Source organism: Caloramator sp. ALD01 (assembly GCF_000472625.1).
Classification (GTDB): domain Bacteria; phylum Bacillota; class Clostridia; order Clostridiales; family Caloramatoraceae; genus Thermobrachium; species Thermobrachium proteoclasticum.
Window position 1 is genome coordinate 1 of record NZ_AXAA01000007.1, and the last position, 25,614, is coordinate 25,614.

The 25,614-nt window shown below is 30.3% G+C and carries 31 protein-coding genes, 2 tRNA genes and 1 riboswitch; of the genes, 5 read left to right on the plus strand and 28 right to left on the minus strand.

Annotated features, from left to right (window positions below):
- A partial coding sequence (locus A3M9_RS14395) for a transposase (protein WP_156897870.1) occupies nt 1–109 on the plus strand: 109 nt, incomplete at its 5' end.
- Between the two features lie 194 nt (nt 110–303).
- Here the strand turns inward: A3M9_RS14395 and A3M9_RS0104760 are convergent.
- The 7 genes from A3M9_RS0104760 to polA form a co-directional block, all read right to left on the minus strand.
- The gene (locus A3M9_RS0104760; protein WP_242826180.1) at nt 304–903 is read right to left on the minus strand and encodes a C40 family peptidase; all 600 of its coding nucleotides are present in this window, start codon (nt 901–903) and stop codon (nt 304–306) included.
- Between the two features lie 5 nt (nt 904–908).
- Nucleotides 909–1,034, minus strand: a riboswitch (cyclic di-AMP (ydaO/yuaA leader).
- Nucleotides 1,035–1,077: 43 nt separating this feature from the next.
- Complete coding sequence (locus tag A3M9_RS0104765; RefSeq protein WP_027308203.1) at nt 1,078–1,719, minus strand: lactate utilization protein; 642 nt, start codon at nt 1,717–1,719, stop codon at nt 1,078–1,080.
- A gap of 1 nt (nt 1,720) precedes the next feature.
- Entirely contained in the window at nt 1,721–2,227 is a 507-nt protein-coding gene (locus A3M9_RS0104770; protein ID WP_027308204.1) for a GNAT family N-acetyltransferase, read from the minus strand.
- Between the two features lie 303 nt (nt 2,228–2,530).
- Nucleotides 2,531–2,614: transfer RNA gene (locus tag A3M9_RS0104780), tRNA-Leu, on the minus strand.
- A gap of 28 nt (nt 2,615–2,642) precedes the next feature.
- Nucleotides 2,643–3,188, minus strand: a complete 546-nt coding sequence (locus A3M9_RS0104785; protein ID WP_027308205.1) for a lytic transglycosylase domain-containing protein — start codon at nt 3,186–3,188, stop codon at nt 2,643–2,645.
- On the minus strand, nt 3,181–3,789 hold the full coding sequence (gene coaE, locus A3M9_RS0104790) for a dephospho-CoA kinase (RefSeq protein ID WP_027308206.1): 609 nt from the start codon (nt 3,787–3,789) through the stop codon (nt 3,181–3,183). The genes A3M9_RS0104785 and coaE overlap by 8 nt, the downstream gene beginning before the upstream one ends.
- An 8-nt stretch (nt 3,790–3,797) precedes the next feature.
- Entirely contained in the window at nt 3,798–6,338 is a 2,541-nt protein-coding gene (polA, locus tag A3M9_RS0104795; RefSeq protein WP_027308207.1) for a DNA polymerase I, read from the minus strand.
- 130 nt (nt 6,339–6,468) lie between these two features.
- Between polA and A3M9_RS0104800 the strand changes: the two genes are divergently transcribed.
- The 3 genes from A3M9_RS0104800 to ychF all read left to right on the plus strand — a co-directional run bounded on the left by A3M9_RS0104800 (nt 6,469) and on the right by ychF (nt 8,171).
- A complete protein-coding gene (locus tag A3M9_RS0104800; protein WP_027308208.1) occupies nt 6,469–6,798 on the plus strand; it encodes a hypothetical protein in 330 nt (109 codons plus the stop codon).
- Between the two features lie 81 nt (nt 6,799–6,879).
- Nucleotides 6,880–6,966: transfer RNA gene (locus tag A3M9_RS0104805), tRNA-Leu, on the plus strand.
- A 107-nt stretch (nt 6,967–7,073) separates the two neighbouring features.
- Nucleotides 7,074–8,171 (plus strand): redox-regulated ATPase YchF, encoded by a 1,098-nt coding sequence (gene ychF, locus A3M9_RS0104810; RefSeq protein ID WP_027308209.1) that lies wholly within the window; start codon nt 7,074–7,076, stop codon nt 8,169–8,171.
- Nucleotides 8,172–8,191: 20 nt separating this feature from the next.
- Here the strand turns inward: ychF and A3M9_RS0104815 are convergent, their stop codons facing one another.
- The 21 genes from A3M9_RS0104815 to hypF form a co-directional block, all read right to left on the minus strand.
- Nucleotides 8,192–10,552 (minus strand): Lon protease family protein, encoded by a 2,361-nt coding sequence (locus tag A3M9_RS0104815; RefSeq protein ID WP_027308210.1) that lies wholly within the window; start codon nt 10,550–10,552, stop codon nt 8,192–8,194.
- 108 nt (nt 10,553–10,660) lie between these two features.
- The gene (deoC, locus tag A3M9_RS0104820) at nt 10,661–11,338 is read right to left on the minus strand and encodes a deoxyribose-phosphate aldolase (protein ID WP_027308211.1); all 678 of its coding nucleotides are present in this window, start codon (nt 11,336–11,338) and stop codon (nt 10,661–10,663) included.
- Between the two features lie 178 nt (nt 11,339–11,516).
- Entirely contained in the window at nt 11,517–11,972 is a 456-nt protein-coding gene (locus A3M9_RS13210; RefSeq protein ID WP_051350601.1) for a 4Fe-4S dicluster domain-containing protein, read from the minus strand.
- Nucleotides 11,969–12,412 carry an NADH-quinone oxidoreductase subunit B family protein gene (locus tag A3M9_RS0104830; protein ID WP_027308212.1) on the minus strand — a complete coding sequence of 148 codons (444 nt, stop codon included), beginning with the start codon at nt 12,410–12,412 and terminating at the stop codon, nt 11,969–11,971. The genes A3M9_RS13210 and A3M9_RS0104830 overlap by 4 nt, the downstream gene beginning before the upstream one ends.
- A 16-nt stretch (nt 12,413–12,428) precedes the next feature.
- Complete coding sequence (locus A3M9_RS0104835) at nt 12,429–13,391, minus strand: respiratory chain complex I subunit 1 family protein (protein ID WP_027308213.1); 963 nt, start codon at nt 13,389–13,391, stop codon at nt 12,429–12,431.
- A 14-nt stretch (nt 13,392–13,405) separates the two neighbouring features.
- Complete coding sequence (locus A3M9_RS13215) at nt 13,406–15,301, minus strand: proton-conducting transporter membrane subunit (RefSeq protein ID WP_051350602.1); 1,896 nt, start codon at nt 15,299–15,301, stop codon at nt 13,406–13,408.
- Complete coding sequence (locus A3M9_RS0104845) at nt 15,298–15,648, minus strand: sodium:proton antiporter (RefSeq protein WP_027308214.1); 351 nt, start codon at nt 15,646–15,648, stop codon at nt 15,298–15,300. The genes A3M9_RS13215 and A3M9_RS0104845 overlap by 4 nt, the downstream gene beginning before the upstream one ends.
- 14 nt (nt 15,649–15,662) lie before the next feature.
- Nucleotides 15,663–16,115: an MnhB domain-containing protein gene (locus A3M9_RS0104850; protein ID WP_027308215.1), complete on the minus strand. Its 453-nt coding sequence runs from the start codon at nt 16,113–16,115 to the stop codon at nt 15,663–15,665.
- A gap of 1 nt (nt 16,116) precedes the next feature.
- On the minus strand, nt 16,117–16,458 hold the full coding sequence (mbhE, locus tag A3M9_RS0104855) for a hydrogen gas-evolving membrane-bound hydrogenase subunit E (RefSeq protein ID WP_027308216.1): 342 nt from the start codon (nt 16,456–16,458) through the stop codon (nt 16,117–16,119).
- Nucleotides 16,455–16,703 carry a hydrogenase subunit MbhD domain-containing protein gene (locus A3M9_RS0104860; protein ID WP_027308217.1) on the minus strand — a complete coding sequence of 83 codons (249 nt, stop codon included), beginning with the start codon at nt 16,701–16,703 and terminating at the stop codon, nt 16,455–16,457. Before A3M9_RS0104860 ends, mbhE begins: the two co-directional genes overlap by 4 nt.
- On the minus strand, nt 16,696–17,031 hold the full coding sequence (gene mnhG / locus A3M9_RS0104865; protein WP_027308218.1) for a monovalent cation/H(+) antiporter subunit G: 336 nt from the start codon (nt 17,029–17,031) through the stop codon (nt 16,696–16,698). The genes A3M9_RS0104860 and mnhG overlap by 8 nt, the downstream gene beginning before the upstream one ends.
- Nucleotides 17,028–17,282 carry a monovalent cation/H+ antiporter complex subunit F gene (locus tag A3M9_RS0104870; protein WP_035165888.1) on the minus strand — a complete coding sequence of 85 codons (255 nt, stop codon included), beginning with the start codon at nt 17,280–17,282 and terminating at the stop codon, nt 17,028–17,030. Before A3M9_RS0104870 ends, mnhG begins: the two co-directional genes overlap by 4 nt.
- Nucleotides 17,279–17,797 (minus strand): Na+/H+ antiporter subunit E, encoded by a 519-nt coding sequence (locus A3M9_RS0104875; protein ID WP_051350603.1) that lies wholly within the window; start codon nt 17,795–17,797, stop codon nt 17,279–17,281. Before A3M9_RS0104875 ends, A3M9_RS0104870 begins: the two co-directional genes overlap by 4 nt.
- A gap of 12 nt (nt 17,798–17,809) precedes the next feature.
- Complete coding sequence (hypB, locus tag A3M9_RS0104880; RefSeq protein ID WP_027308221.1) at nt 17,810–18,469, minus strand: hydrogenase nickel incorporation protein HypB; 660 nt, start codon at nt 18,467–18,469, stop codon at nt 17,810–17,812.
- 1 nt (nt 18,470) lies between these two features.
- A complete protein-coding gene (gene hypA, locus A3M9_RS0104885) occupies nt 18,471–18,812 on the minus strand; it encodes a hydrogenase maturation nickel metallochaperone HypA (RefSeq protein ID WP_027308222.1) in 342 nt (113 codons plus the stop codon).
- A 7-nt stretch (nt 18,813–18,819) separates the two neighbouring features.
- Nucleotides 18,820–19,902 carry a nickel-dependent hydrogenase large subunit gene (locus tag A3M9_RS0104890; RefSeq protein ID WP_027308223.1) on the minus strand — a complete coding sequence of 361 codons (1,083 nt, stop codon included), beginning with the start codon at nt 19,900–19,902 and terminating at the stop codon, nt 18,820–18,822.
- Entirely contained in the window at nt 19,902–20,291 is a 390-nt protein-coding gene (locus A3M9_RS0104895) for an NADH-quinone oxidoreductase subunit C (RefSeq protein WP_027308224.1), read from the minus strand. Before A3M9_RS0104895 ends, A3M9_RS0104890 begins: the two co-directional genes overlap by 1 nt.
- 21 nt (nt 20,292–20,312) lie before the next feature.
- Nucleotides 20,313–21,317 (minus strand): hydrogenase expression/formation protein HypE, encoded by a 1,005-nt coding sequence (hypE, locus tag A3M9_RS0104900; RefSeq protein ID WP_027308225.1) that lies wholly within the window; start codon nt 21,315–21,317, stop codon nt 20,313–20,315.
- 9 nt (nt 21,318–21,326) lie between these two features.
- Nucleotides 21,327–22,415, minus strand: coding sequence for a hydrogenase formation protein HypD (gene hypD / locus A3M9_RS0104905; RefSeq protein ID WP_027308226.1), 1,089 nt, complete (start codon nt 22,413–22,415; stop codon nt 21,327–21,329).
- Nucleotides 22,402–22,623 carry a HypC/HybG/HupF family hydrogenase formation chaperone gene (locus A3M9_RS0104910; RefSeq protein WP_027308227.1) on the minus strand — a complete coding sequence of 74 codons (222 nt, stop codon included), beginning with the start codon at nt 22,621–22,623 and terminating at the stop codon, nt 22,402–22,404. Before A3M9_RS0104910 ends, hypD begins: the two co-directional genes overlap by 14 nt.
- Nucleotides 22,614–24,872 carry a carbamoyltransferase HypF gene (gene hypF, locus A3M9_RS0104915; protein WP_051350604.1) on the minus strand — a complete coding sequence of 753 codons (2,259 nt, stop codon included), beginning with the start codon at nt 24,870–24,872 and terminating at the stop codon, nt 22,614–22,616. The genes A3M9_RS0104910 and hypF overlap by 10 nt, the downstream gene beginning before the upstream one ends.
- A 240-nt stretch (nt 24,873–25,112) precedes the next feature.
- Here hypF and A3M9_RS0104920 point away from each other — a divergent pair, with 240 nt between their 5' ends.
- Nucleotides 25,113–25,517, plus strand: a complete 405-nt coding sequence (locus tag A3M9_RS0104920; protein ID WP_027308229.1) for a hypothetical protein — start codon at nt 25,113–25,115, stop codon at nt 25,515–25,517.
- The last annotated feature ends 97 nt before the right edge of the window (nt 25,518–25,614 follow it).

The following is a 25,614-nucleotide window of genomic DNA, read 5'->3' on the forward strand; positions in this document are numbered from 1 at the left end:
TGCTTGTACTGAAGGCTTTAATAACAAAATTAAAGTTATTAAAAGAAATGCCTTCGGCTTTAAAAACTTTGATAGGTTTAGAAATAGAATTCTTCATTGCTGTAATTAAAGTAAATTATAATACCAAATTTTAGAAAACCAACTCCCGTTGGTCTTTTTGTCCTGCAATTTTTTGCAGGGGACTCTCCCCCATCCAACCTATCTTTATAAAATCACTCTCAAACAAGAAAGGACAGGCATTCTAATTGAATACCCGCCCCAACAATTGACAAAGAGCCAAAAAAATAAAGCCTTTAATAGGCTTTATTTTAAAATTCTAACTGCTCCTCTATATCTTTCGCTATAATATCCTGAATCTAATGATGATATGGTAACACCTTTTTTAGTTGATGATGCATGTATGAACTTTCCATCACCTAAATAAATTCCAACGTGAGAGATGCCCGAACTTACTGTTTCAAAAAACACAAGGTCACCTTTTCTAAGATTATCCTTTGACACAGCTAATCCTACTCTTGCCTGCTGACTCGCTGTTCTTGGTAAAATTACCCCCAGCTGTTTATAAACATACTGCACAAAACCTGAACAGTCTAATCCACTTGTTGATGTTCCACCATAAACATACCTTACTCCAAGCAATGACTTTGCAATGTCCTCAACTTCCTCGAGATTTCCTACAGCAAGCACTGCTCCTGAACCTCTTGAATATATTCTACCCCTTGATGCAGTTCTTTTAATTGTCTTTTTATTATTTTTTACACTTACCTTCTTATTAGTTTTCTTTTGCACAACAACCCTTTTATTTTGCTTTGTTGTTTTTGCTGCTTGTACATCAACATTTAAAGCTGAGGCCAATATCAACGTTAATGATAAAGTTACTGACAGCATTTTTTTGTTTAACATCCAATACACCATCCCTTCTTCGCCTCCGGAGTTAGCTGACGGGTTAGGGAGAAGGTATCCCCGCTAATAAATAGCTTCACCCCAATTATTGGTTCCTCCGTACTCCAATGGAGATTCGGCAATTAATAATTTATACAATAAATATTATACTATAAAAAAATTAAAACTTCAACATTAGTAACCTAAATCTTCTTTAACAATTATTACTATTCCTCTTCCCTTTATATTTTGTCTATAGGTAACCACATAATGATTACATATTCTATCGCTTGAATTACAATCCATACAATATCCGGTTTCACAACAAGGGGTTCGCCTATTTAACCTTTTTGCATTAATAGGAGAAGCATAGTTTCTCACTCTATCATATGCCTCATCTAAATCCTTGACAATTTTATTCTTACCTACTAAAACTATAACCTTCTTAGGTCCAAAAATCATAGCTGCAACTCTATTGCCTGTTCCATCAAGATTAACTAACTCCCCATTTTCAGTTACAGCATTGCTGCTTGTTATGTAATAATCAGCAAAAAAAGTTTCTCTATATAAATTACCTATCTCATCTCCTGTTAAACCTTCTTTATATCTATCTAAAAATACTATATCCTTTTTCCTTAAATCCTCTAATATCCCTGAATTAACTAAAGTCATTGAACCACCAAAGGACACTTTGCTTTTATCTTGTATTAATTCTAAAACCTTCTCCTTCATTTCTTCAACATTATCTACAACATATACTTCATAGTTATTTTTCTCCAGTGCTTTTTTTGTCCTTTCAATTTTTTTATCATAATACCAATTAGTATTATAATCCATATTATCCTCCCCTTCTTTTTGTATATATATATGAATTAAATACTCTATCTTGATAATTTAATTTTCGATTGAAATTATATCCATTTTTTTCCCAGAATTCATCACATTCACACCTATCATTTACAATTACATTAAAAACCCTAACATTATACACGTGGTATAAGTATTCTTCAAAATTTTTTAATATCAAATTTCCTTCTTCTTTTTGTAATAAATTTTTCTTTAAATAAAGAGCCATTAGCCAAGATTCCAGTTCTCCCTTTACTTCTAATCTCCCCTTTAAAATACCAATTAACTCATTTTGGCTGTATATACCACAAAAATATTCCATAGAATTTATTAGAGTCTCAATATACCTTTTTTTAATATAATCAAAACTCAAATCATTGTCGTAATACAATTTATGCTTACCGTTTAGTTCTTTTAAAAAATTGTATATACTATTTAAGTCCTTTTTGTTTATTGATTTTATGGTTAATTCTCCCTCATTTATTAAAATTGGTATCATATTATCACCTAAAAATAATTTATATTTTATTAATTCTTCAAAAAAATAAAAATTCCTTCTATGTTTTTAACAACAAACATTATGTTTTTTATAGTTAAAAAATTATAATAACCAATTTTAAATTCCAAATTGCATTAGTTTTTTATTTTACAATTTTTAAAGGATACACTCCAAAATACAGCCTTCTTTCTTAAATAATTTTCAAACAAGAAAGGACAGGCATTCTAATCGAATACCCGCCCCAACAATTGACAAAGAGCCAAAAATAAAAGGCCCTTTGACAAAGGCCTTTTTTATCACCATTGGTGCGGAGAGCGGGACTTGAACCCGCACGGGATACCCACACGCCCCTCAAACGTGCGCGTCTGCCGATTCCGCCATCTCCGCTTACACATTTATATTAACATTTTAATAACTAAATGTCAATATCCGTATAAATATATTGATATAATTTATAGTATTTTTTTATTTTTTTTACATAATTTTTTGTTTCATTAAACGGAATTAAATCAACATCAAAATCTTTTCCAAACATCTGAATCCATCGGTTAACATTTGTAGAGCCTGCATTATATGCCATAAGTGCAAGCTCTATATTCCCATCATATTGATTTATCATTCTCCTCAAATAAAAACATCCATATTTTATGTTGAATTCTGGCTCAAATAATTTTTCACTCTCATAAGTTTTATCATCGATTAAATCAGCAATATACTCCCCTGTTTTTGGAGTAATTTGCATAAGCCCAACAGCTCCTTTTTTGGATACTGCATTTTCATTAAAGTTGCTTTCTGCTTTAATTACTGCAAAAACCAACATTGAATCGATATTATATTGTTTGGAATACTTATAAACCAGATTATTATACTTTAAAGGAAAAATACTTCTTAAAATCGCTTTATGGTTTATTGCCATCAATACAATTAATATTAAGCATAAAAGCCTTAAAACTTTATTCATTACTTCCTCCATTAAGTGCTATGTTTAATAATATGTCTACTTGCTCATAAGTATATCTTAAATCTCCTGAATTATTAATTATAAAATCCGCCAATTTTATTTTTTCCTCAATAGGCATTTGGACACTTATCCTCTTAACTGCATCCTCTTCACTTATTTTATCTCTTTCAATTAGCCTTTTAATTTGTGTTATTTTATCAACATAAACAAGCCATTTAATATCGCATATATTATACCAATTACTTTCAAACAAAAGTGCTGCGTCGATTATACATACTCTTTTGTTCATTTTATTAATTTCATATACTCTTTTTTTAATTTTTTCAAAAATAATCGGATGAGTAATCTCATTTAATTTTTTCAATTGTTCATTATTACTAAATACAATTTGTCCAAGTTTTTTCCTATTGATTGTTAAATCTTCATTTAGGATACCTTTACCAAACACATCTACTACAATTTTATATGCTTTTTCCCCAATCTGATAAATCTCTCTTGAAATTAAATCTGCATCTATAACATCTAATCCCTTTAAAATTAAGTAATTAGAAACTGTAGATTTACCAGAGGCAATTCCTCCAGTTAATCCAATTATTTTCATAAAATCACCTACTTAGCTTCGTACCAGTTATTTGCCCATTTTATATCTACAATTAGTGGAACCTTTAACTCAACACAATTCTCCATTTCAAATTTCACTATTTTCTCCACTTCTTCTATTTCTTCTTTATGAACTTCTAAAACCAATTCATCGTGAACTTGTAAAATAATTCTTGATTTTAATCCCAATTCTTCTAACTTTCTATAAACATTTACCATTGCAATTTTAATTATATCAGCTGCTGAACCCTGTATTGGAGTATTCATTGCTAGTCTTTCTCCAAGCATCCTTATATTTCTGTTTGATGAATTAATTTCAGGTATAAACCTTATTCTATTAAATATTGTCTTTACATACCCATTTTCTTTTGCTCTTTTTATTACATCACCAAGATATTTTCTAACTCCAGTATATCTTGCAAAATAATTTTCTATATATTCCTTTGCTTCCTTTCTTGTAATTTTTAAATCCTGTGCCAATCCAAAATCACTTAATCCATACACTATGCCAAAATTGATAGCTTTTGCTCTACTTCTTTGTATTGCTGTAACTTCATCAATTGGTATATTAAAGACCTCTGATGCTGTTCTTTTATGTATATCCTCACCATTTTTAAAGGACTCAATTAAATTTTCATCACCTGAAATATGTGCAAGCAATCTCAATTCTATTTGAGAATAATCAGCTGTTAAAATTACATAATTATTATTTTCAGGTTCGAAGGCACGTCTAATTTCTCTTCCCTGTTCTAATTTTATAGGTATGTTTTGAAGATTAGGCTCAGTACTTGATATTCTTCCTGTAGCAGTTATCATCTGATTAAAATTCGAATGAATCTTTCCATCTGCTTGTACTGCATTCATTAATCCATCGATATATGTTGTCTTAAGTTTTACAAGTTGTCTATATGTTATAATCTTTGATACAATTTCGTGTTTATCCCTTAATTCTTCAAGTACTTCAGCATTGGTTGAGTATCCTGTTTTTGTCTTTTTAATAACTGGTAAATTTAATTTTTCAAATAAAATAACCCCTAATTGCTTTGGTGAATTAATATTAAATTCTTCACCAGCTATGTCATAAATCTCTGAAGTCAATTTATCTATTTCTTCTGATAGTTTAAACCCTATATCTTTTAATACTTCCTTGTTTATCTTAAATCCATAATGTTCCATTGATGCTAAAACTTCAATCAATGGAATTTCTATCTCATATAACAGTTTTTCAAGGGAGTACTCCTTTATTAATTTTAGCTTTTCTTCAATTATATTCTTCATAAAACCAATAAAAATTGGTATATGCTCATTTGTTAATTGATTTTCATTCAACCTCAATATATTGGCAATTACCTTATTATTTGATGAGAAATCATCTGATGGGTTTAAAAGATATAAAATTATTCCTAAATCATTTTTAAGCCCCCTTAGCTTTATGCCATAGGCCATAAGCCTATTATATAATGCCTTTGCATCATATGTATTTTTCTCAATATTTTTATCCTCAAATAACGTCTTAAATTCCCATAAACGATTTCCTTTTACTGCATAACCATTTTCAAATACTAATGTATCCTCTTCTTTTATGTAATAAAAATAAATTTCACCTTTGTTTTTTAAAAATAGTTTTAATTCATCGATATTAAAATTTAGCTCAACTTTTTTAACTTCCTCCTTTTTTTGTTCTTCAACATTTGGTATCTTATTAATTAAACTCTTAAAATCCAATTCTTCAAATATAGCCATAACTTTTTGATAATCATAGTTTTCTATATTCATTTCATTAAGATTGAAACTTATAGGTACATTTTTATTAATAGTTGCCAACTTTTTGCTCAAGAAAGCTTGTTCTCTATTATTTATTAAATTTTCTTTTACTTTTTTAGCCGTTATTTTATCTATATTTTCATATATATTTTCAATACTTCCAAATTCGCTTAATAATTTTATTGCAGTTTTTTCACCTATACCAGGTACACCAGGTATATTATCTGAAGTATCACCCATTAAACCCTTTAAATCAATTATTTTAATAGGATCAAAACCATATTTTTCTCTAATAGCCTCTATATCATATACTTCCAAATCAGTAATGCCTTTTTTAGTTATTAATACCTTTGTAGAATTTGAAACTAACTGTAGAGAATCCCTATCCCCAGTTAATATATATATTTCAAAACCATCCTGTTCAAATTTACTACTCATTGTTCCAATAATATCATCGGCTTCATATCCTTCTATCTCATATATCCCTATATTAAAGGCTCTTAACAATTCCTTTGCTATTGGAAATTGTTCTGCAAGCTCATCAGGCATTTTTTTTCTACCTGCTTTGTATTCCTCATATTCAATATGCCTAAAAGTTGGAGCCTTCTTATCAAAAGCTGCTGCAATATAATTAGGTTTTAAATCTTTTATAATTTTTAAAAGAATTACCGATAATCCATAGACCGCATTAGTATGTTTCCCTTCGCTATTGTTCATTGGTGGTAACGCATAAAAAACTCTATTCATTAAGCTATTACCATCTATTATTAGCAGTTTATTACTCATATCTACTATTCACACTCCATTTTCTTTTTTTAATATAATAACACTATATTAAATATTCTTCAATTAGTTATTAGCTATAGAAATATTTTTAAATATTGATATAATATAATTGAAAGGGAGGTATTTATAGATGCAGATTTTATATCAAATATTTTTAATTATTGTTTTAACTATAATTTCGTTATCAATTTTTAATGTGTCAAAGCCCTACTTAATTAATTTTTTTAAGGGTAAAAAATGGTTACTTTTTCTATTGATTGGATTTACATTATTTTTCCCATTTATTTTTAAAGCATATTACATAAAATCAATTACTCTACAACTTCTTCAAACAACTTTATTTGTTGTGTTTTTCTTAACTTATTTTGAATTAATAAGATTAGCTAAAATTGAAAAACAAAAACCTGTTATAGGTCGTCCAAAACCAAAACCAAATAGAATAAAAAAAGGCAGTAAATGATTCTGCCTTTTTTTATAATTAATATAACCAATTTTATCTATTGACAAAAATATATAAATATGCTAATATCAAATTGTTCTTGCCGAAGTGGTGGAATTGGCAGACGCGCCGGACTCAAAATCCGGTGGGGTAACACCCGTGCGGGTTCGACCCCCGCCTTCGGCACCAAAGGCTGCATTAGCAGCCTTTTATTTTTTAACACTTGAAAAAATTAGCCTACTTTTGCTAAAATTTATTTTGTGTAATTAATAGAAAACAAAGAAAGGAAGATATATATGAAGCTTGGTATTGTAGGATTGCCAAATGTTGGTAAAAGTACTCTTTTTAATGCAATAACTCAAGCTGGTGCCGAATCAGCTAATTATCCCTTCTGTACAATTGAGCCAAACGTTGGTGTTGTTGCTGTACCTGACAAAAGACTTGATGTGCTTGCAAATATGTATAACCCAGAAAAGGTTACCCCTGCAATAGTTGAGTTTTACGACATAGCAGGTTTAGTAAGAGGTGCAAGCAAAGGTGAAGGTCTTGGTAACAAGTTTTTATCTCATATAAGAGAAGTAGAAGCAATAGTTCACGTTGTTAGATGTTTTGAAGATACAAACATTGTTCACGTTGAAGGGTCAGTTGACCCTATTAGAGATATTGAAACAATAAATCTTGAACTAATATTTTCTGATATGGAAGTTCTTGATAGAAGAATAGATAAGACAAGAAAAACAGCAAGATCAGGTGATAAAAAAGCTCAAGAGGAGCTCAATTTTATGGAAAGACTAAAGGCACATCTTGAACAAATGAAACCTGCAAGAACTATTGAAATGACTGATGAAGAGAGAGAATTTTTAAAGCAGTATTTTTTACTAACCTCAAAGCCAGTTCTGTATGTAGCAAATTTATCTGAAGATGACATAATAAATGGATATGACAATAACAGATTATTAAATAAAGTAATAGAATATGCAAAAGCTGAAAATTCGCAAGTAATACCTCTTTGTGCAAAACTTGAAGAAGAAATATCAATGCTATCCGATGATGAAAAACAAGAATTTTTAAGTGATTATGGACTTGAAGAACCTGGATTAAATAAGTTAATTAGAGCCAGCTATGATTTACTTGGTTTAATTAGCTTCTTAACAGCTGGTCCAAAAGAAGTTAGAGCTTGGACAATAAGAAAAGGAACTAAAGCTCCTCAGGCTGCAGGAAAAATACACTCAGATATTGAACGTGGATTTATACGTGCAGAAGTAATTTCATTTGAGGATTTAGTTTCAAGTGGTTCAGAAACTGCTGCACGTGAAAAGGGACTTATTAGACTTGAAGGAAAAGAATATGTTGTGCAAGATGGAGACGTGATTGTATTTCGTTTCAATGTTTAAAAATAGGCTGCCTTTGCAGCCTATTCTTTTTTACTCTTCTCCTTTATTTCCTTTAACTTTTCAATTCTTTTTAAAATTTTCTCTTCTATCAAATCAAAATTTTTATTCTTTCTTCCCTTCTTAAATGTAGGTTCAAGCATTATATCAAAGCAATCTTCAACGTTAGTTACTGTATATATACTAAACATATTTTCTTTAACAGCTTCAATTATATCATCATCAAGCACTAAATCATCTAAATTTGATTCAGGTATAATAACACCTTGTGTTCCATCTAATCCATAAAGCCTACAAATATCAAAATATCCTCTTATTTTTGTATTTACACCTCCAACTGCTTGAACAGTACCTTTTTGATTTACTGACCCTGTTATTGCAATTCCCTGATTAATTGGTACTTCAGCTAAACTTGATATTAAGGCTACAGTTTCAGCTAATGTAGCACTATCTCCATCAATTTCACCATACATTTGTTCAAAACATATACTTGCATTAAATGATAAATTATTAACCTTACCAAATCGTTCACCTATATAACCTGTTAAAATTAATATAGCTTTATTAAATATACTTCCACTTAAACCAACCTCTCTATCAATATTAATAATATTACCTACTCCACTAAAAGTGTTAACAGTAACTCTATTTACTCTTCCAAATTCATAATCTCCATAATCAATAACTGATAATGCATTTACTTGACCTACCTTGTAGCCCTTAACATCTATTAGATATTTATTATTTTCATATAGTTCTATAACTTCATCTCTAATTAGAGAATTCCTTTTCTCCTTCTTTATTAATGCAGCTTTGATGTCATCTTGATCTATAAACTTTCTCTTATTATTCTTTGCTATATGATTAGCTTGTTCAAGAATTTCCAAAATATTCGAAATGTTTGACGTTAAATAATTTTTATTCTCAGAAAGCTTTTTAGAATAATAAACAAGTTCCTGTACACCCTCGTAGGTTATATCCTTAAACTTTTTTTCATCAATTAAATATTTTATTAACTTTAAAAAGCAATTTATATTATCATAATTATCTTTTATCTTGTTATTAAATTCTGCTTTAATTTTGAAAAGTTTTTTAAAATCCTCATCGTAATTATATAAAAGATAATATATTTCTGGGCTTCCAATCATAATAACTTTTGTCTTAATAGGAATTGCTTCAGGTTTTAAGTTTTCAATAGGTATTATATCAAGTTGATTTTTAAAATTTTCAATTGTAATTTTACCTAACATTAAAGTTCTTTTTAATGCTTCATACCCCCAAAAGCTTTCAAGCAATTTTCGTGCGTCAACAACAAGATATCCTCCATTTGCATAATGAAGACTACCAGGTTGTATCATTGTAAAATCAGTTACTAAATTTCCAGATTTATTTTCATATTCAATTAGTCCTATCAATTTCTGATACTCTGGAGTTTCTTCTATAATAACAGGTGCACCTTCTCCTAAATTATTAACAAACACATTTACATCATATCTTGATAAAAATGCCTCCAAAAAATCCTTATCCACATTTTCAATATCAATAAACACATCTAAATTATCTATAATATCATTTTTTAATGAATTAAAGTACTTTACTAACTTATCGTTATAGTTGTATTTATCTATTAGGGAGCTAATTTTATCCTCTATATACAATGTAAAAAAGCTGAATTCTAAATCTTTAAGTTTTTGGTTCATTTTTTTTTTCAAAGCTTTTGTCTTTCTTAAAACTTCATATGCTAAATTTCTTAAATCACTCACATTTTTATTGATCTGTTCTTTCTCTTCATCTGGCAAATCTATATATTCCTGTTCAGTCATTTCTTTATTATTACAATTTATAGGTATAAAGGCAAAGCCATCATTTGTATATTTGAATATCAATTTTTTTTCCTTTGATTTTTCGTTTAGTTCATCTGCTAAATCTATAATCATTTTTTCATAATAGTCTATCAAATCATTTCTTCTCTTCTCATACTCTTCACTACTAAATAATTCTGTAATTTCTTCACATAATTCATCAACAAATTGATTTAAATCGTTTTTTAATATATTTGCTGTACCTGGCTTTAATTCTATAGCCAATGGCTTATACACATCCTCAAAGTTATATACATATATCCAATCAGAAGGTGTTTTTTCATCCTTTGCTCTTTTCTTTAACAAATCAATTAAATAGCTCCTTTTTCCAATCCCTTCATATCCACAAACATATATATTGTAGCCAAACTGTTGAATATCAAGTGCAAAGTTAATTGCATCGATTGCTCTATCTTGATCTATTAATTTGTATTCTGGTTTTATTTCTGAAGTATTCTTAAATTTAGGTAGATTAAATTTTACTGTTAAATCTTCTACAGATAATTTTTTTACTGGTGACATATGCTCACCTCCTTACTTATTATATAATATTCTGAATTTGTAATTTTAAGGATAAAAAAATTAAAAGTCCTCTATTTTTCCTATAGAGGACTTTTAATTTAAAATTTATTAATATGCCTTTTCTTCACTTGACTTTCCTATTATCTTTAATGATGAGCTGGCACCTATTCTATTTGCACCTGCTTCAATCATTCTAACTGCATCTTCAAAACTATGTACTCCACCTGAAGCCTTTACGCCTTTTTCACTTCCTACAACTCTTCTCATTAATCTTACGTCTTCTTCTTTAGCTCCCCATTTACTAAATCCTGTTGATGTTTTCACAAAATCTGCACCTGCTTCAACTGATAGCTTACATGCTATTTCCTTTTCCTCATCAGTTAATAAACAAGTTTCAATTATTACTTTAACTAAAGCTTTACCCTTTGCAGCATTCACTACAGCTTCAATATCCTTTTTAACATATTCATATTCCTTTGCCTTTAACATTCCTATATTTATAACCATATCAACTTCTTGAGCACCATCTTCTATAGCCTTTTTAGTCTCAAAAGCTTTTACATCTGATGAATTTGCTCCTAATGGAAAACCAATTACTGTACAAACCTTTACATTTGTTCCCTTTAATTCTTCTGCTGCAAGCTTAACATAGCAAGGATTAATGCATACAGAAGCAAAATTATTTTCCTTTGCTTCACTGCATACCTTTTTTACATCTTCAGGAGTTGTTTCAGCCTTTAGTATTGTGTGGTCAATTATAGATGCTACATATTCCTTTGTAATCATATTATTCCTCCTTTCAAAGTCGCATTTTATATTTTAACTTAAAATAATGAAATTTTCAAATACTTTCTCTCTTTTATTTTAAACTTTATTTTAATTTTAATTCTAAATATGTACTCTCGCTTTTAAATTACTTTTTTTAACAAAATGGCTGTTGACTATTTTGTCAACAGCCTAAAAACTATTCAGACTTCGCTTCTTCCTTTTTTGCTTCAACATTATTGGCAGCTGGAGTAGCTGGTTTTGCTGGTGGTACAGGTGGTTTAGGAGGTGCCTTTTTAATAAAAGTACCTCTTACCATTAAATCTTCCTCATCCTCAGCAATCATTATATATTCCTTTGTTAATTCTATTGCTTTTCTCGCACAGAAGTCTTGGCAAAGTTGACAGAAGGTACATTGTCCCATATAAAATTGGAATGTTATTTTATCTCCTTCTTCAACCTTCTCAATTGTTCTTGTAATTGCACCTGGGGCACATACTCTAATACACATACCACAATTTACACATTTTTCAGGATAAAAGGCAATTTTTCCTCTATAGCCCTCTGGAGCTTCCTTTACTTCCTTTGGAAAATTCTCAGTTGAAGGCTTTGAAAACAATGATTTTACTGCTTCTTTTAAATAAGGGAATTTCATTTCATTGCCCTCCTTTTTTCCTTTAATATTTCAACAGCTCTAACAAGTCCTGCCATTATTGCTTCTGGTTTTGGAGGACAACCAGCAATTGATACATCAATTGGTGTATATTTGTCTAATGGACCTTCTACACAATAGCTTCCATTAAATACATTACAGGATCTTGGGCATGAACCTAATGAAACAACAACCTTAGGATCTGGAACCTGTGCTAAAGTTCTTATAAGTCTATCTCTTGATTGAGATGTTATTGGCCCTGAAACCACTATAATATCTGCGTGTCTTGGAGAACCAGCAATTTTAAATCCAAATCTCTCAGCATCATATCTTGGAGTTATAACTGACACAAGTTCAATATCACAACCATTACAAGAACCTGTATTTAAATGATATAACCAAGCTGATTTTTCAAGTCCCTTCTCTATTAGCTTCTCAAACATTTAAACACCTCCTAAATTACAACCCAAAATAAACAAGTATTAAACTTAAAAATGCAAGGGCTGTAGGGTAAGTCCAATAGAATTTTAAAGTTTGTTCAACTCTTAATCTTGCTGTTATGGCCTTTAAAAGTGTAATTGAGAAGAACATAACAATAATTATTAATATAAATTGTATTAAAGCGTCTACTACCAAAATACCAGTTCCTGCTCCACTTAAGAAAAGTGTTACAAAAAGTGATGTCATAACAAGCATTTTTATAGCATGATTTAGTTTAAATATTGCAAGCGGAGCTCCACTATATTCAACAAGTGGTCCTTCACATATTTCTATTTCTGCTTCTGCAATATCAAATGGCAAGCTTCCTACTTTACAAGGAATTACAAGAAGCATTGCAATAAAAGCTGGTATAATAGATATCTTAGTAAATAATGGGCCATTTTGTGCTTGGTATTCAACTATTTGTGCTAATGAAAATGTCATTACCCCATTATTTAAAGCTAATCCTACCTTTTTAGCTATAGCAAGCAGTGATACTACCATAGGTAGTTCATAGGATATTATAGCAACCATTTCTCTTGATATACCAACCCCTGCATAAGGTGAACCTGATGCAGAACCACCAACAATTAGTGCCACTGCAGGAATTGTTAATAGATATATTACAACTATTAAATCAGCATAGGTGCTAAATGGACTAAACTTAAAAACAGGAATGAATAATGATACTGTAATTAAACTTATTAAACCTATTACAGGTGCAGCTAAAAAAGCTTTTTTTGCCGCATTTCTTGGCACTATTGTTTCTTTTCCAAGCAATTTAAAGAAATCATAAAAAGGCTGTAATATCGGAGGACCAATTCTTTTTTGCATTCTTGCAAGAAGTTTTCTATCTATACCTGATAATATTAACCCCCCTATTACACAATATATCAAGCCTGGATAAAGCAATATATATAATATCGTTTTTAGTAATTCCACCTTACAGTCCCTCCTTATCTAACAAAAGTAAATACATAAAGTAATATTACTGCTGCTGTTAATACAACAGAGAGGGCATAGTCATTAACCAATCCACTATGAATTTTGTGCATAAAATCAAAGTAATGTCTGAATTGATATTTTAAGCCCCAGAATAAGTCACTTCCACCTACGTGTGAAAACTCAGCTGATTCACCACTAAAGAATACGTCATATTTTGCATCTTCCTCATCAGCATAGCTAAACTTCTTTGGATTAAATCCACCAAGTACTGCTACTAATGTAAATGCAAGGAGTAGTATTCCAAATAAAATTAGCCATGCAATTGGTTGCCAGTATCCTGCTAATTTATAATCAATAACTGGAGCACTTCCTAAATTACTGTAAAATTTTGAAGCAAACTCTTTTCCCATCATAACTTCAACATACTTTGCTGAATTCATAACTGCATTTGCTGCTGGTGTAATTAAATATTTTGTAACAGTTGAAGGCACAATACCACCTACAATACATAAAATCGCCATAATCCACATTGGAATTCTCATTGAAAGTGGAACTTCTTCAACATTTTTAAATTCCTTTGGTAATTGTCCAAAGAAAGCAGATTGAGCAACCTTTATAAAAGAAGCTAATGTCATTACACTTACAATTAATGCTATTATTGTAACAGGTGCATATCCTGCTTCATATGATGCTTGATATATTATCCACTTTGATACAAAACCATTAAATGGTGGTATACCGCTTATTGAAAATGCACCTATTAAAAAGATTAAAGTAGTTTGTGGCATTCTTTTTGCAAGTCCGCCAAGTTTATCAAGGTCGGTAGTTCCTGTTGCATAGAATACTGCACCAGCACAAAGGAACAATAATCCTTTAAATAGTGTATGATTTAATGCGTGGTACAATCCCCCTGTTATACCAAGTGCAGTAGTTAAACCTATACCTGTTAATACATAACCAATTTGGGATATACTATGGAATGCCAACAGTCTTTTAAAGTCGTGTTGGGCAAGAGCCATAGTTACACCTATAAACATAGTTACTGTTCCCCAAAATACTAATAAGAATTGCATTGATGATAAATTCATACTTTGATATACAACATATATTATTCTTAAAATACCATATACAGCTGCTTTGTTGACTATTCCTGAAAATAGCATTGATATTGATGATGGGGCAACCATATAAGCATCTGGTGCAACAAAATGTGTAGGAACTGCAAACACCTTTACAGCATAACCAACTATCATTAATGCAAGTGCAAAAATAGTTATAGCTGTATAGTTATTATATAACTCACCAGCAAGTTGTGCCAGATTTAATGTATGGAATTGTGCATAAATAATTACAGTTGCAAGTAGTATTAGTGAAGAACCGATAGAACCAATAGCAATGTATTTAAAACCCGCCTCAACCGCTTCTGGTCTATCATTTCTAAATGCTGTTAAAGCAACTGATGCAAAAGTCATAATTTCAATCATTACATACATATTGAAAAGGTCTCCAGTAAATATAAAACCCATTACACTTGCTGACATCATTAAGAATAAAACATAGTACTTGTCTTTTCCTGTTTCCCTTTCAATATATCTAAAAGAATAAAGTGCTGATAGAACTATTGATAGTGATATAAATAAACCAAAGAATAAACTTAATTGATCAACTTCAAGACCTATACCAATAGCCCAGTCTTTAATAGGCTCCCAATTTCCCATCCAATACGTTAATATGTTTCCTTCAAGAATGATTGGTCTGTACATCATTATTGTAAAAACAAATGATAAAAATGTAGCAATTAATACTATTGTATTTCTTAGCATTTCATTTTTTTCTTTTATTAATGCTACTATAAATGCTCCAATGAACAAAGAAATTATAGATAAAATAGGCAAATGTTGTGTCATCCTTTTAACCTCCTTACCTTATCGGTATCAAGAGTACCATAATGTTTGTTAATCATAACTACTAATGCAAGAGCAAGAGCTGTTACACAGGCACCTATAACTATTGATGTAAGTGTTAATGCCTGTGGTACAGGGTCAACGAAGAAGGAGCTTTTGTCAAGTTCATTTATTGTAAATATAGGAGCTGTACCCCCTGCTTTAAACCCTACACTTATAAGAAGTAGGTTTATACCATAATCTAATAGTCCCATTCCTATTACAATTTTCATTAAGTTTTTCTTTGTAACTATTGTATATAAACCTAATACAATTAGAATTATACACGTTATATAATTCATTAATAACATTTAATCACCCCTATCTATGCTTCTTTATTACCTAATAAACCAAACATTAATATTATTAAAAATCCTACGCCTGTTAAAACCTTATATCCAACTGCTGCATTCATTAAAAATATTGTACCTGAACTAAATAGATCGCCTGGATTTCCAATATTAAAGAATACATTTCTACAGAAATTTGCTGCATAAAATATACCAAGTAACGCAAAGAATGTATACATCAATGCACCTATTGCTTCACTCTTTTTTAATATATTTGGTTTAAAAGTACTTGATGATTTTTCATATCCATAACCTAAGTAGATTAAAACTACTGCTGAAGCAACAATTACACCACCCTGGAAACCTCCGCCTGGGCTCAAGTGTCCGTGTAAAATTATATAAAGTCCAAGGACTAATCCGATAGGTGTAAAAAAGTCTGCAGCAGATTTAATTATATAATCTTTAACCTTAATATTCTTATTGCTCATATTAATCTGCCCTTCCTTTCATAGCATTTCTTAGAATTACAACAGTACCTGAAATGGCAGTAAATAATACAAAGGATTCGCCTAACGTATCGTAGCCTCTAAAGTCAAAAACTATTGCTGTAACAGCGTTAATTGCGTGTGTTTTATCAATTGTTTGCTTAACCATTAAATTTGCTACTCCATCCACATCATTATAATCATAATTTTGGGGATTATTATATAATTCAACAACATTTATCTTTTCACCATCAAATGTTGGTGCTAATTTTGACATTTCCAATGCTGTATAGCAACCTATTATTAAAAAGACTGTTAATGAAAAGTATGTTAAAAACTTCTTCATTTTCTAACCCCCCTTACTTTATTAAGGGCTACAATAAATATAACTGGTTGTAGTACAACACCTACTGCAGCCTCTGCAATTGCAACATCAGGTGCGTGTAGTAGTATAAATTCAAGTGCAACAAATGAACCTACAGCTCCTAATGCAACAATAGATGACAATAAATCATCGAAATAAACTGTTAAGATGGCTGAAACAAGAATACCAATTAAAATTAATATATTTAATAAAACAATATTATTCATTAGGAAAATCCCTCCCATAATCATCACATGTCAATTTTTCAGCTTTAACACCTGATTTATATGCTGCCTTACAAATAGCATGTCCAGCTACTGGATTTGTTATTATTATAAAAATTGCTATAAACAATATTTTTAAAGCCATTGATGTATTTTTTAATGTTAATGAAAAAATAAATCCACCAAGTAATGCACCTAAGGTACCAAGTGTTGCTATGTTTGTACTTGATTGCATTCTACAATATGCATCAGGCATTCTTAAAACACCTACAGTACCTGCAAAGGCAAAAAAACAACCTATTATCATAAAAATATAAGCTACATATATCATAGTTTTCCCTCCAGATACTTTGAAATTAATAGTGTTCCTATGAAGCCAAGTATTGCAATAGTTAGTGCAATATCTAAGTAGATAGCTCTTTTGCTAAATACTGAAAACAGAACAAGTGCAACTACAGTTAACAAATCTATGCTATCTGCTGCTACTACTCTGTCTACAGCACTTGGCCCCTTAAACACTCTATATGAAAGAGCTAATGCTAATAAAATATAAAATATTGAAACTATAATTAAACCATTCACTTCCAAATCCTCCTTATCCAGTTTTCTAAAGTACCCTTAATAGCATCTCCAGCTTTTTCTCTATCCTTTTCAGCAACATCAATCCAATGAATATAAAAATAGTTCTTTCCATTTTCTTCAGTTATATCCATTGTTATTGTTCCAGGAGTTAATGTTATCGAATTAGCAAGCATTGACATTCCATATTCTGATTCTAAACCTACAGGCACTTTTACTATTCCTGGATTTATTGGTAAGTTTGGATTTAGTGCTCTTTTAGCAACATCGACATTTGCCTTCCAAAGTTCCTTCAAAAATACAAATATATAAAGAACTAAATTAAAAAATCTTACTGGATTAAAAAGATGAAAGGCATTTTGATGAATAAAAAATCTTGCTGTCAATACTGCTACTAAAAAGCTTACCACAGCACCTGTTATAAGTTCCTGTGAAGTAAATGTCCAAGTAAACAGTATCCAAAATAAGTAGCAAAATATAAAGGTTGATAATATTGAACTAAATTTTGTGGATTTCAATTAAAGCCCCCCTTACTTTTTAATTTTTTTATTTATTGCATTTTTTAATGCATTAACAAGCTCATCTAAACCTGATTTTGTTTTATTTGATACTCTAAATACTGATATATTTGGGTTTAATTCCTTTGCTACATTCTCAACTTTGTTGTCATCAAAATCAAAATGTTCCTTCATATCATATTTATTTAAAACTAAAATTTCAGATGTTGAGAACATAAGTGGATATTTTTCTACTTTATCATCTCCTTCAGGAATACTTAAGATTGCTACCCTTATGTCCTCTCCTATATTAAATTCAGCAGGACATACTAAATTACCTATATTTTCTACTATAATTACATCTACTTCATCTAAATTAAAATATTCTAATATATGTTTAATTGACATAGCCTCAATATGACAAGCACCATCGGTATTAAGTTGTACAACTGGTATATCCATTTGTTTTATCTTTTCGGCATCAATTTGTCCTGCTATATCTCCCTCGATTACTGCAATTTTATAGTCATTTCTTAATTCATTTATTAGATTCATTATTAAACTTGTTTTCCCAGCACCAGGTGAACCCATAACATTAATCATAAATATATTTTTATCATTGAACGTATTTTTTATTTCATTGCTACAATCTTCATTCCATTCAAGAATCTGTTTTACTACCTTAATTTCCAAATCAATCGACCTCCAGACTATCCACATAAAATTCTTTTCCAGAAGTAATTTTTACATTTAAACTTCCACAATTTCGACATCTCAATCTATGATTTTCAACTTTTGCCTCACTTCCACATTCATTGCATCTCATTTTGGCTTCTACTCTTCTTATGATGAGTTCTGCTCCCTCAGCTATTGTTCCTTTACTTGCAATATCAAAATAGTCCTGAATTAGTTGGGGAAAAACACCTGATAATTCCCCAACTACTAACTTTATTGCATTAACCTTATTAAAATTATACTTTTGTGATTCTTTCTCAACAATTTTAATAATTCCTTCAGTTATCGCTAATTCATGCATTTTATCACTACCTATCTAAGCAAGAGAAGCAAGGGTCTATTGATGCAATAATTAAACCAGCATCTGCTATTGTATTATTTTTCAGCATATATGGAACTGTTGGAGCAGTCTTAAATGTTGGAACGTGTATGCTTATTCTATAATTTGTTTGTCCTCCATCGGTTACAACATAATAAACTACTTGACCTCTTGGTGCCTCGTGTCTTGCTGTGAATTCGCCAGCAGGTACCTTTGGTAGCTTATTTCCTAAATTAATTGGCCCTTCTGGTAGATTTTCAAGTGCCTGTTTTATTATTTTTATACTTTCTTCTATTTCTAAGACTCTAACAACTACTCTTGCCCATACATCTCCTTCATTTAGAACAGGAACATTAAAATCAAATTCATCATAACAAGAATATGGAGCATCTTTTCTAACGTCAACATTAACACCTGACGCTCTTGCATGAGGTCCAATTGTTCCCATTCTTTCTGCTACATCCTTTGGTAGCACTCCTACTCCTTTTGTTCTTAATGCTGCAGTTTTATCATTTAGGAATATATCCTTCATTCTATTATGTGGTTCAATTAAATCATCCAACATATTTAAAATTTTCTTTCTCTTTTCATCATCAATATCTCTTCTTGAACCACCTATTATAACCATTCCATAGTTGACTCTATTACCTGATATTTCCTCAAGTATATCCATAATCCTTTCTCTTGCATTCCAAACATACATAAACAATGAATCATATCCAATTAAGTGGCATGCAAGACCAATCCATAAATAATGGGAATGTAGTCTTTCTAATTCTGCCATTATTACTCTAATATACTGCCCCCTCTTTGGAACCTCCATTTGTGCTATATTTTCAATTGCCATAGCATAGGCAAATGGATGTGAATGTGAACATATACCACATACTCTCTCTACTAAAGTTAAAGTTTGGATAAAGTTTCTTTCGGTAGCGAGTTTTTCAATACCTCTATGATTGTAACCTATGAATACTTCCGCATCCTTAATAACTTCCCCTTCAGTATAAAGCTTTGCATGAATAGGTTCTTCTAATGATGGATGGTATGGTCCTATTGGTATTGTATAACCCATTATTCTCCCTCCTTAAGTGTCTTCTTTCTTAATTCATCTAATGGAGTTACAAGAATATGTCCTTGACCCTCAAGCATTGTATCTGGTAAGAATAATCTTCCTCTCATATTTAAGCCTTCAAACTTAACTCCCATTAGTTCATAAAGTTCTTCCTCTGGCCAAGAAGCTGCAACATCATAAATTTCTGATATTGAAGGTAGAGTATCTTCACCCTTAACTGTATATGATTCAATACAGTTTCCTACTTCATACTGATAATTCACTACATGCTTACCTTCTTTATCAACGAAACCGTGAATCATAACTAATCTGTGGCCATTTTCCTTCATTTTTTTTGCTAAAGGAACAATCTCCTCCTTTTTGATTTCAAATGATTTAAATTCCTGCATAAACGCACCTCCTATGTATCATTAACATATTCTTGGTAACTGAGCTCCTGTTAATTTTGAAAGAACTCTTTTCCCACCAAGATTTGTATGTAAAACAACTTTAGATGGAAAGTTTTTAGTAACATATCCAATTATAGCGGCATCTTTACCAAGTTCAATTTTTCTTAAATCGTTTACCACATTTTCTGCCACACTACTATCTACTATCGCTAATATTTTTCCTTCATTTGCAGAATAGAGCGGATCTATTCCTAATATTTCACATAAATTATTTGTTTCAACGTTTATTGGTATTTTTTCTTCAGATATTTCTATTGTAAATTCTGAATTCTCTACAAACTCATTTAAAGTAGTTGCTACTCCTCCTCTTGTAGGATCACGCATTATTTTTACTTTATCACCATATTGTAATATACATTGTGCTAATTCATATACAGGTGCACAGTCAGATTTAACATTAAATTCGTCAACTAAATTATTTCTTGATGCCATAATAGCTGCTCCGTGGTCACCTATACATCCTGTTACAATCACTGCATCTCCCTCTGATATCTTATCTTTTCCCAAATCTTCATATATTAATCTACCTATTCCAGATGTGTTTATATAGATACCATCGCCTTTCCCCTTTTCAACAACTTTAGTATCTCCAGTTACTATTTTAACATTACATATTTTTGAAGTTTCTTCAATAGATTTTATTATCTTTTTTAATTCTTCAATTTTAAACCCTTCTTCTATAATTAAACTCAGACTTAAATATTCTGGCTTTGCACCACATACAGATAAATCATTTACTGTTCCACAAACTGCGAGCTTTCCGATGTCTCCTCCTGGAAAAAAGTAAGGACTCACTACAAAGCTGTCTGTAGAAAAGGCAATTTTATTTGAGAATACATCTAAAACTGCTCCATCTGATAATTTATTTAATTCATCACAAGAAAGTGAAGGAAGTATTATATCTTCAATTAAATGTGATGTTTTCTTCCCCCCACTTCCATATGACAAAGTAATTATATCATCCATCTAATCACCTCAAAATACTAAATATTTATAATATGCAGCACAAGCACCTTCACTTGATACCATACAAGGACCTACTGGATTTTCTGGAGTACATACCTTCCCAAAAAGAGGACAGATAGTTGGTTCAATTTTTCCCTTTATTACATCGCCACATTTACATGCACTATTAATATTTGATTGTTTTAAAGTTATATTAAACTTTTTTGATGCATCATATTCTTTAAATTCATCCTTTAATTTTAGGCCACTATTTTGTATCAAACCTAAGCCTCTCCACAAATCATCAGAAACCTTAAAATATGTTTCTACTTTATTTTTAATAATCTTATTTCCTTCCTTCTTAACTACTCTTTTATATTCATTCTCTAATTCTACTCTATTATTTAATATTTGATTAACAATTTTATAAATTGCTATTAATATATCTCCAGCTTCAAAACCACATATTACAGATGGTTTATTGTACTCCTTTACTAAAAATTCAAAACCTTCTTCTCCAATTACAGCACCTACGTGTCCAGGACACAAGAAGGCATCAATATCAAAATCTGGCTGCTCAAGTAATGCTCTTAATGCAGGTTCAACTAATTTATGCATAGAGTAAATGTAAAAGTTATTTATCTTTTGGTTTATTGCCTCCTCAAGAGCTAAAATTGTGCCTGGTGTTGTTGTTTCAAAGCCAATACCTAAAAAAACAATATCTTTTTCTTTATTCTCTTTAGCAATATCAACAGCATCTAAAGCTGAATAAACTATTCTAACATCCTGTCCCTGTGCCTTTAATCTTTCTAAACTTTCATTTGGTTTTGAACCTGGAACCTTAATCATATCACCATAGGTAGTAATAATTAAATTCTTATTATTCTTACATAATTCTAAAACAGCATCTATTTCCTCAGACGGAGTTACGCATACTGGACATCCTGGGCCGGATATTAATTTTATATTTGGAGGCAGAAGGCTTTTAATTCCTGACTTTGCAATAGCCATCGTGTGCGTACCACAAACCTCCATTATATTTATCTTTTTATCTATTCCCTTTAAGTAATTTATTACAACATATATATCTTGAGGTTTTTTAAATTCACTTAAGTGCATCTGTAACCTCCTTAATCAAGCGTAAATTTTCAATCGCATCCTCTTCCTTTAATTTTTCTATTGCAAAACCTGCGTGAACAATAACATAATCTCCAACATTAACATTTTTAACAAAATCAATCCTTATTGTTCTTTTAACTCCTTCTATTTCTGCTTGTGCTGTGTTACCTTCAATACTTATAACCTTTAGCGGAACTGCTAAACACATTTTATTCCACCTCCATTTGCTACAACTGCAATTTGTCCTAAAGATATTCCTTCATCATTTGTAGAAACCCTTCTATGTGTATAAACATTAAACCCTTTTTCCATTAATTTAATTTTTATTTTATTTAGTAGGTACATATTTTGAAATACCCCACCTGATAATACAACATCTATACATTCAGTCTCTTGTTTTATTTGCTCAGCCACAAGAACTGCAAATAAAACTAAAGTATTCATAAATTTTGCACATATAGTTTCTCTTTTTACTCCATTTTCTATATCATAAACTATTTCTTTTATCATAGGAATCCAATTAAATTCAGTTATACCCATTGTATCTAAACTAAAACTATAATTACAATCTTCATTAAAATCTGCATACTTTTCAATTAAAATAGCACCTTGTCCTTCATAAGATACAACTGATTTCAATCCTAAAATAGCAGAAACACCATCGAATAACCTACCAATACTTGAAGTCTTGTATATGTTAATATTATTTTCTAACATTTTTTTGATAACAGAACTATTCTTGTTCTCAATAATATTGCTTTCAAGATATCCTAATGACTGATATAACAAATCATACCCAATCCTATATATCTCTTTTGTTGCAACATCTCCACCTACAAGATTTATTCTCTTTATTGTTGCTCTTCTTTCAAATTCTTTATAATTTCCATATAAGATTTCTCCACCCCATAGCGTATTATCAAGGCCTAAACCTGTTCCATCCCAAGTCAAAGCTATCACATTACTATCTAAATTATTGTCAGCCATACAGGATGCCATATGGGCATGGTGATGTTGAACCATAAAAATATCACAGTTATGTTTTTTAGCAAAGTTTATTGCATACTCTGTTGACATATAATCAGGGTGATAATCGCAAACTACTTTTTTAGGATTTATATCAAACAACCTTCTAAAATGCTCAATTTGTTGAGTATAATGATTGTATGTCTCAATATTCTTTAAATCACCAATATGCTGACTTAGAAAGGCATAGTTTTGTTTAAGAAGACAAAAGGATGCCTTTTGTTCTGCACCACAGGATAAAGTATCCTCGCATTCAAAATTAACCTTTATGGGGAAAGGGGTATAGCCCCTTGATCGTCTTATAAAATACTCTTTTCCCTCAAAAACATATAAAAGTGAATCATCACATCTTATATGTATATCTCTATTATTTAGTAAAAATCCATCTGCAACTCCATCTAAATTCTCTATTGCCTCATCATTATCCTTTATTATTGGGCAATCCTTGTTATTTGCACTTGTCATAACAAGAACATCCAAATCATCATCAAACAAAAGATGATGTACAGGTGTATATGGTAGCATAACACCTAAGTAGTTATTATCAACTGAAATATAATCAAAACTATTATTCTTTTTTCTCAAAAGTACAATAGGCCTTCTAAAACTTGTTAAAAACTCCTTTTCATCTTCTGTTATATTACATATAGCATTTACTGTATCCAAATCCCTACACATTAAAGCAAATGGCTTTTCCTCTCTATTTTTTAATAATCTTAACCTTTCTACTGTTTCTTTGTTTTTAGCATCACAGGCTAAGTGAAATCCTCCTATGCCTTTAATAGCTAATATTTTTCCCATTTTTAATTCTTGTTTAACACAATCTATAACTTTATCCTTTATAATGTTGTTATGAGAATCGATATAGAATAATTCTGGTCCACACTCAAAGCAACAATTAGGCTGTGCGTGATACCTTCTATCCTCTATATCCTGATATTCTTTTTGGCAACTATTACACATTATAAAGTTCTTCATTGTCGTTTTATCTCTATCATAGGGCACATCCTTAATTATAGTGAACCTTGGTCCACAATTTGTGCAATTAATAAATGGAAATCCATATCGTCTATCATTTTTATCCTTCAATTCTCTTAGGCAATCATCACAAGTTGCAACATCTGGTGAAATCAATGTAAACTTAGATACATTATCTGTACTTTTTATTATTGTAAAATCTTTGTATCCAACTAAATCATCAAAAAAGCTATATTCTAAACTTTCTATTACTGATAATTTTGGCTTTTTTTTATCTATATCATCTATAAATTTTTTTATATTAACGCATTCTCCCTCAACTTCTATTTCTACTCCGTTTGAAGTATTTTTAACCCAGCCTTTTAGGTTATACTCCGTAATTAATTTATGAATAAAAGGTCTAAATCCTACTCCTTGTACTATTCCATTTACATATATTTTTGCTCTTTTCAAACCTATCACCTATCTAATTAAATATTTAACAATCTCCAAACTATACTATAACAGTTTGTTTCTGTATTATCAATACTTCTTGACACCTATTGCATTTATTTAATCATTCTGTTATTATTATAATACAAAAAATCATTTAATTCAAACAAATAAATTTATTAATTTCATCTATATGGGAAAAATAAAATATGATATAATAGATAATTGCAATAATAAATTATTTAGAAAAGGGGAGTCATTATGAGTTTTAGAGAGACACTTGCCAAAAAATATGCTGAAACATACTATAAAAAGTATGGTGACAGGCTTACCCAATTCAGTGGTCACGTTTTAAGCATTAAAACTACAACAAAGACAATACTATGGATATTCAATATTCTAACTGTTGATGTTGTTGTAAAACCTGAAAGAAGCAAAGCAGTAATAAAATGTAGATATAAAGCTAAAAAATGGTTTAAGATGCCATCCTTTATTGATGTAAGACAAGGACATAGTGTTATTATTCAAGGTTTAAAGCCTAAAAAAGGAAAGGAAGCTTCTGAAGTAATTCAAATACTTAACATACGAAACCTTACAACTAAAGTAGATTTAATTCCAATAGATCAAAAAATACAAAGAGTGCAACAAAGACAATTTATAAAATAAAGCATGTGGACAACCATATGCTTTTTATTTTATGCATAAATATATACACTAAATATTGACTAACTTTACCATATCTTTTATTATTGTTATATAATAA

Bases quoted from the DNA above. Each gene is read 5' to 3' on its own strand.
- A3M9_RS0104785 (WP_027308205.1), bottom strand. From the start codon at position 3,188: ATGAATAAAGTTTTAAGGCTTTTATGCTTAATATTAATTGTATTGATG.
- A3M9_RS0104770 (WP_027308204.1), bottom strand. From the start codon at position 2,227: ATGATACCAATTTTAATAAATGAGGGAGAATTAACCATAAAATCAATA.
- A3M9_RS0104760 (WP_242826180.1), bottom strand. From the start codon at position 903: ATGTTAAACAAAAAAATGCTGTCAGTAACTTTATCATTAACGTTGATA.
- A3M9_RS0104815 (WP_027308210.1), bottom strand. From the start codon at position 10,552: ATGTCACCAGTAAAAAAATTATCTGTAGAAGATTTAACAGTAAAATTT.
- A3M9_RS0104800 (WP_027308208.1), top strand. From the start codon at position 6,469: ATGCAGATTTTATATCAAATATTTTTAATTATTGTTTTAACTATAATT.
- A3M9_RS0104860 (WP_027308217.1), bottom strand. From the start codon at position 16,703: ATGAATAATATTGTTTTATTAAATATATTAATTTTAATTGGTATTCTT.
- mbhE (WP_027308216.1), bottom strand. From the start codon at position 16,458: ATGAAGAAGTTTTTAACATACTTTTCATTAACAGTCTTTTTAATAATA.
- A3M9_RS0104850 (WP_027308215.1), bottom strand. From the start codon at position 16,115: ATGAGCAATAAGAATATTAAGGTTAAAGATTATATAATTAAATCTGCT.
- hypA (WP_027308222.1), bottom strand. From the start codon at position 18,812: ATGCATGAATTAGCGATAACTGAAGGAATTATTAAAATTGTTGAGAAA.
- A3M9_RS0104765 (WP_027308203.1), bottom strand. From the start codon at position 1,719: ATGGATTATAATACTAATTGGTATTATGATAAAAAAATTGAAAGGACA.
- polA (WP_027308207.1), bottom strand. From the start codon at position 6,338: ATGAGTAATAAACTGCTAATAATAGATGGTAATAGCTTAATGAATAGA.
- A3M9_RS0104845 (WP_027308214.1), bottom strand. From the start codon at position 15,648: ATGTTATTAATGAATTATATAACGTGTATAATTCTAATTGTATTAGGT.
- A3M9_RS0104890 (WP_027308223.1), bottom strand. From the start codon at position 19,902: ATGGGTTATACAATACCAATAGGACCATACCATCCATCATTAGAAGAA.
- hypE (WP_027308225.1), bottom strand. From the start codon at position 21,317: ATGGATGATATAATTACTTTGTCATATGGAAGTGGGGGGAAGAAAACA.
- A3M9_RS13215 (WP_051350602.1), bottom strand. From the start codon at position 15,301: ATGACACAACATTTGCCTATTTTATCTATAATTTCTTTGTTCATTGGA.
- ychF (WP_027308209.1), top strand. From the start codon at position 7,074: ATGAAGCTTGGTATTGTAGGATTGCCAAATGTTGGTAAAAGTACTCTT.
- A3M9_RS0104895 (WP_027308224.1), bottom strand. From the start codon at position 20,291: ATGCAGGAATTTAAATCATTTGAAATCAAAAAGGAGGAGATTGTTCCT.
- coaE (WP_027308206.1), bottom strand. From the start codon at position 3,789: ATGAAAATAATTGGATTAACTGGAGGAATTGCCTCTGGTAAATCTACA.
- deoC (WP_027308211.1), bottom strand. From the start codon at position 11,338: ATGATTACAAAGGAATATGTAGCATCTATAATTGACCACACAATACTA.
- hypD (WP_027308226.1), bottom strand. From the start codon at position 22,415: ATGCACTTAAGTGAATTTAAAAAACCTCAAGATATATATGTTGTAATA.
- A3M9_RS0104830 (WP_027308212.1), bottom strand. From the start codon at position 12,412: ATGTTTGAGAAGCTAATAGAGAAGGGACTTGAAAAATCAGCTTGGTTA.
- A3M9_RS13210 (WP_051350601.1), bottom strand. From the start codon at position 11,972: ATGAAATTCCCTTATTTAAAAGAAGCAGTAAAATCATTGTTTTCAAAG.
- A3M9_RS0104920 (WP_027308229.1), top strand. From the start codon at position 25,113: ATGAGTTTTAGAGAGACACTTGCCAAAAAATATGCTGAAACATACTAT.
- A3M9_RS0104910 (WP_027308227.1), bottom strand. From the start codon at position 22,623: ATGTGTTTAGCAGTTCCGCTAAAGGTTATAAGTATTGAAGGTAACACA.
- mnhG (WP_027308218.1), bottom strand. From the start codon at position 17,031: ATGATATATGTAGCTTATATTTTTATGATAATAGGTTGTTTTTTTGCC.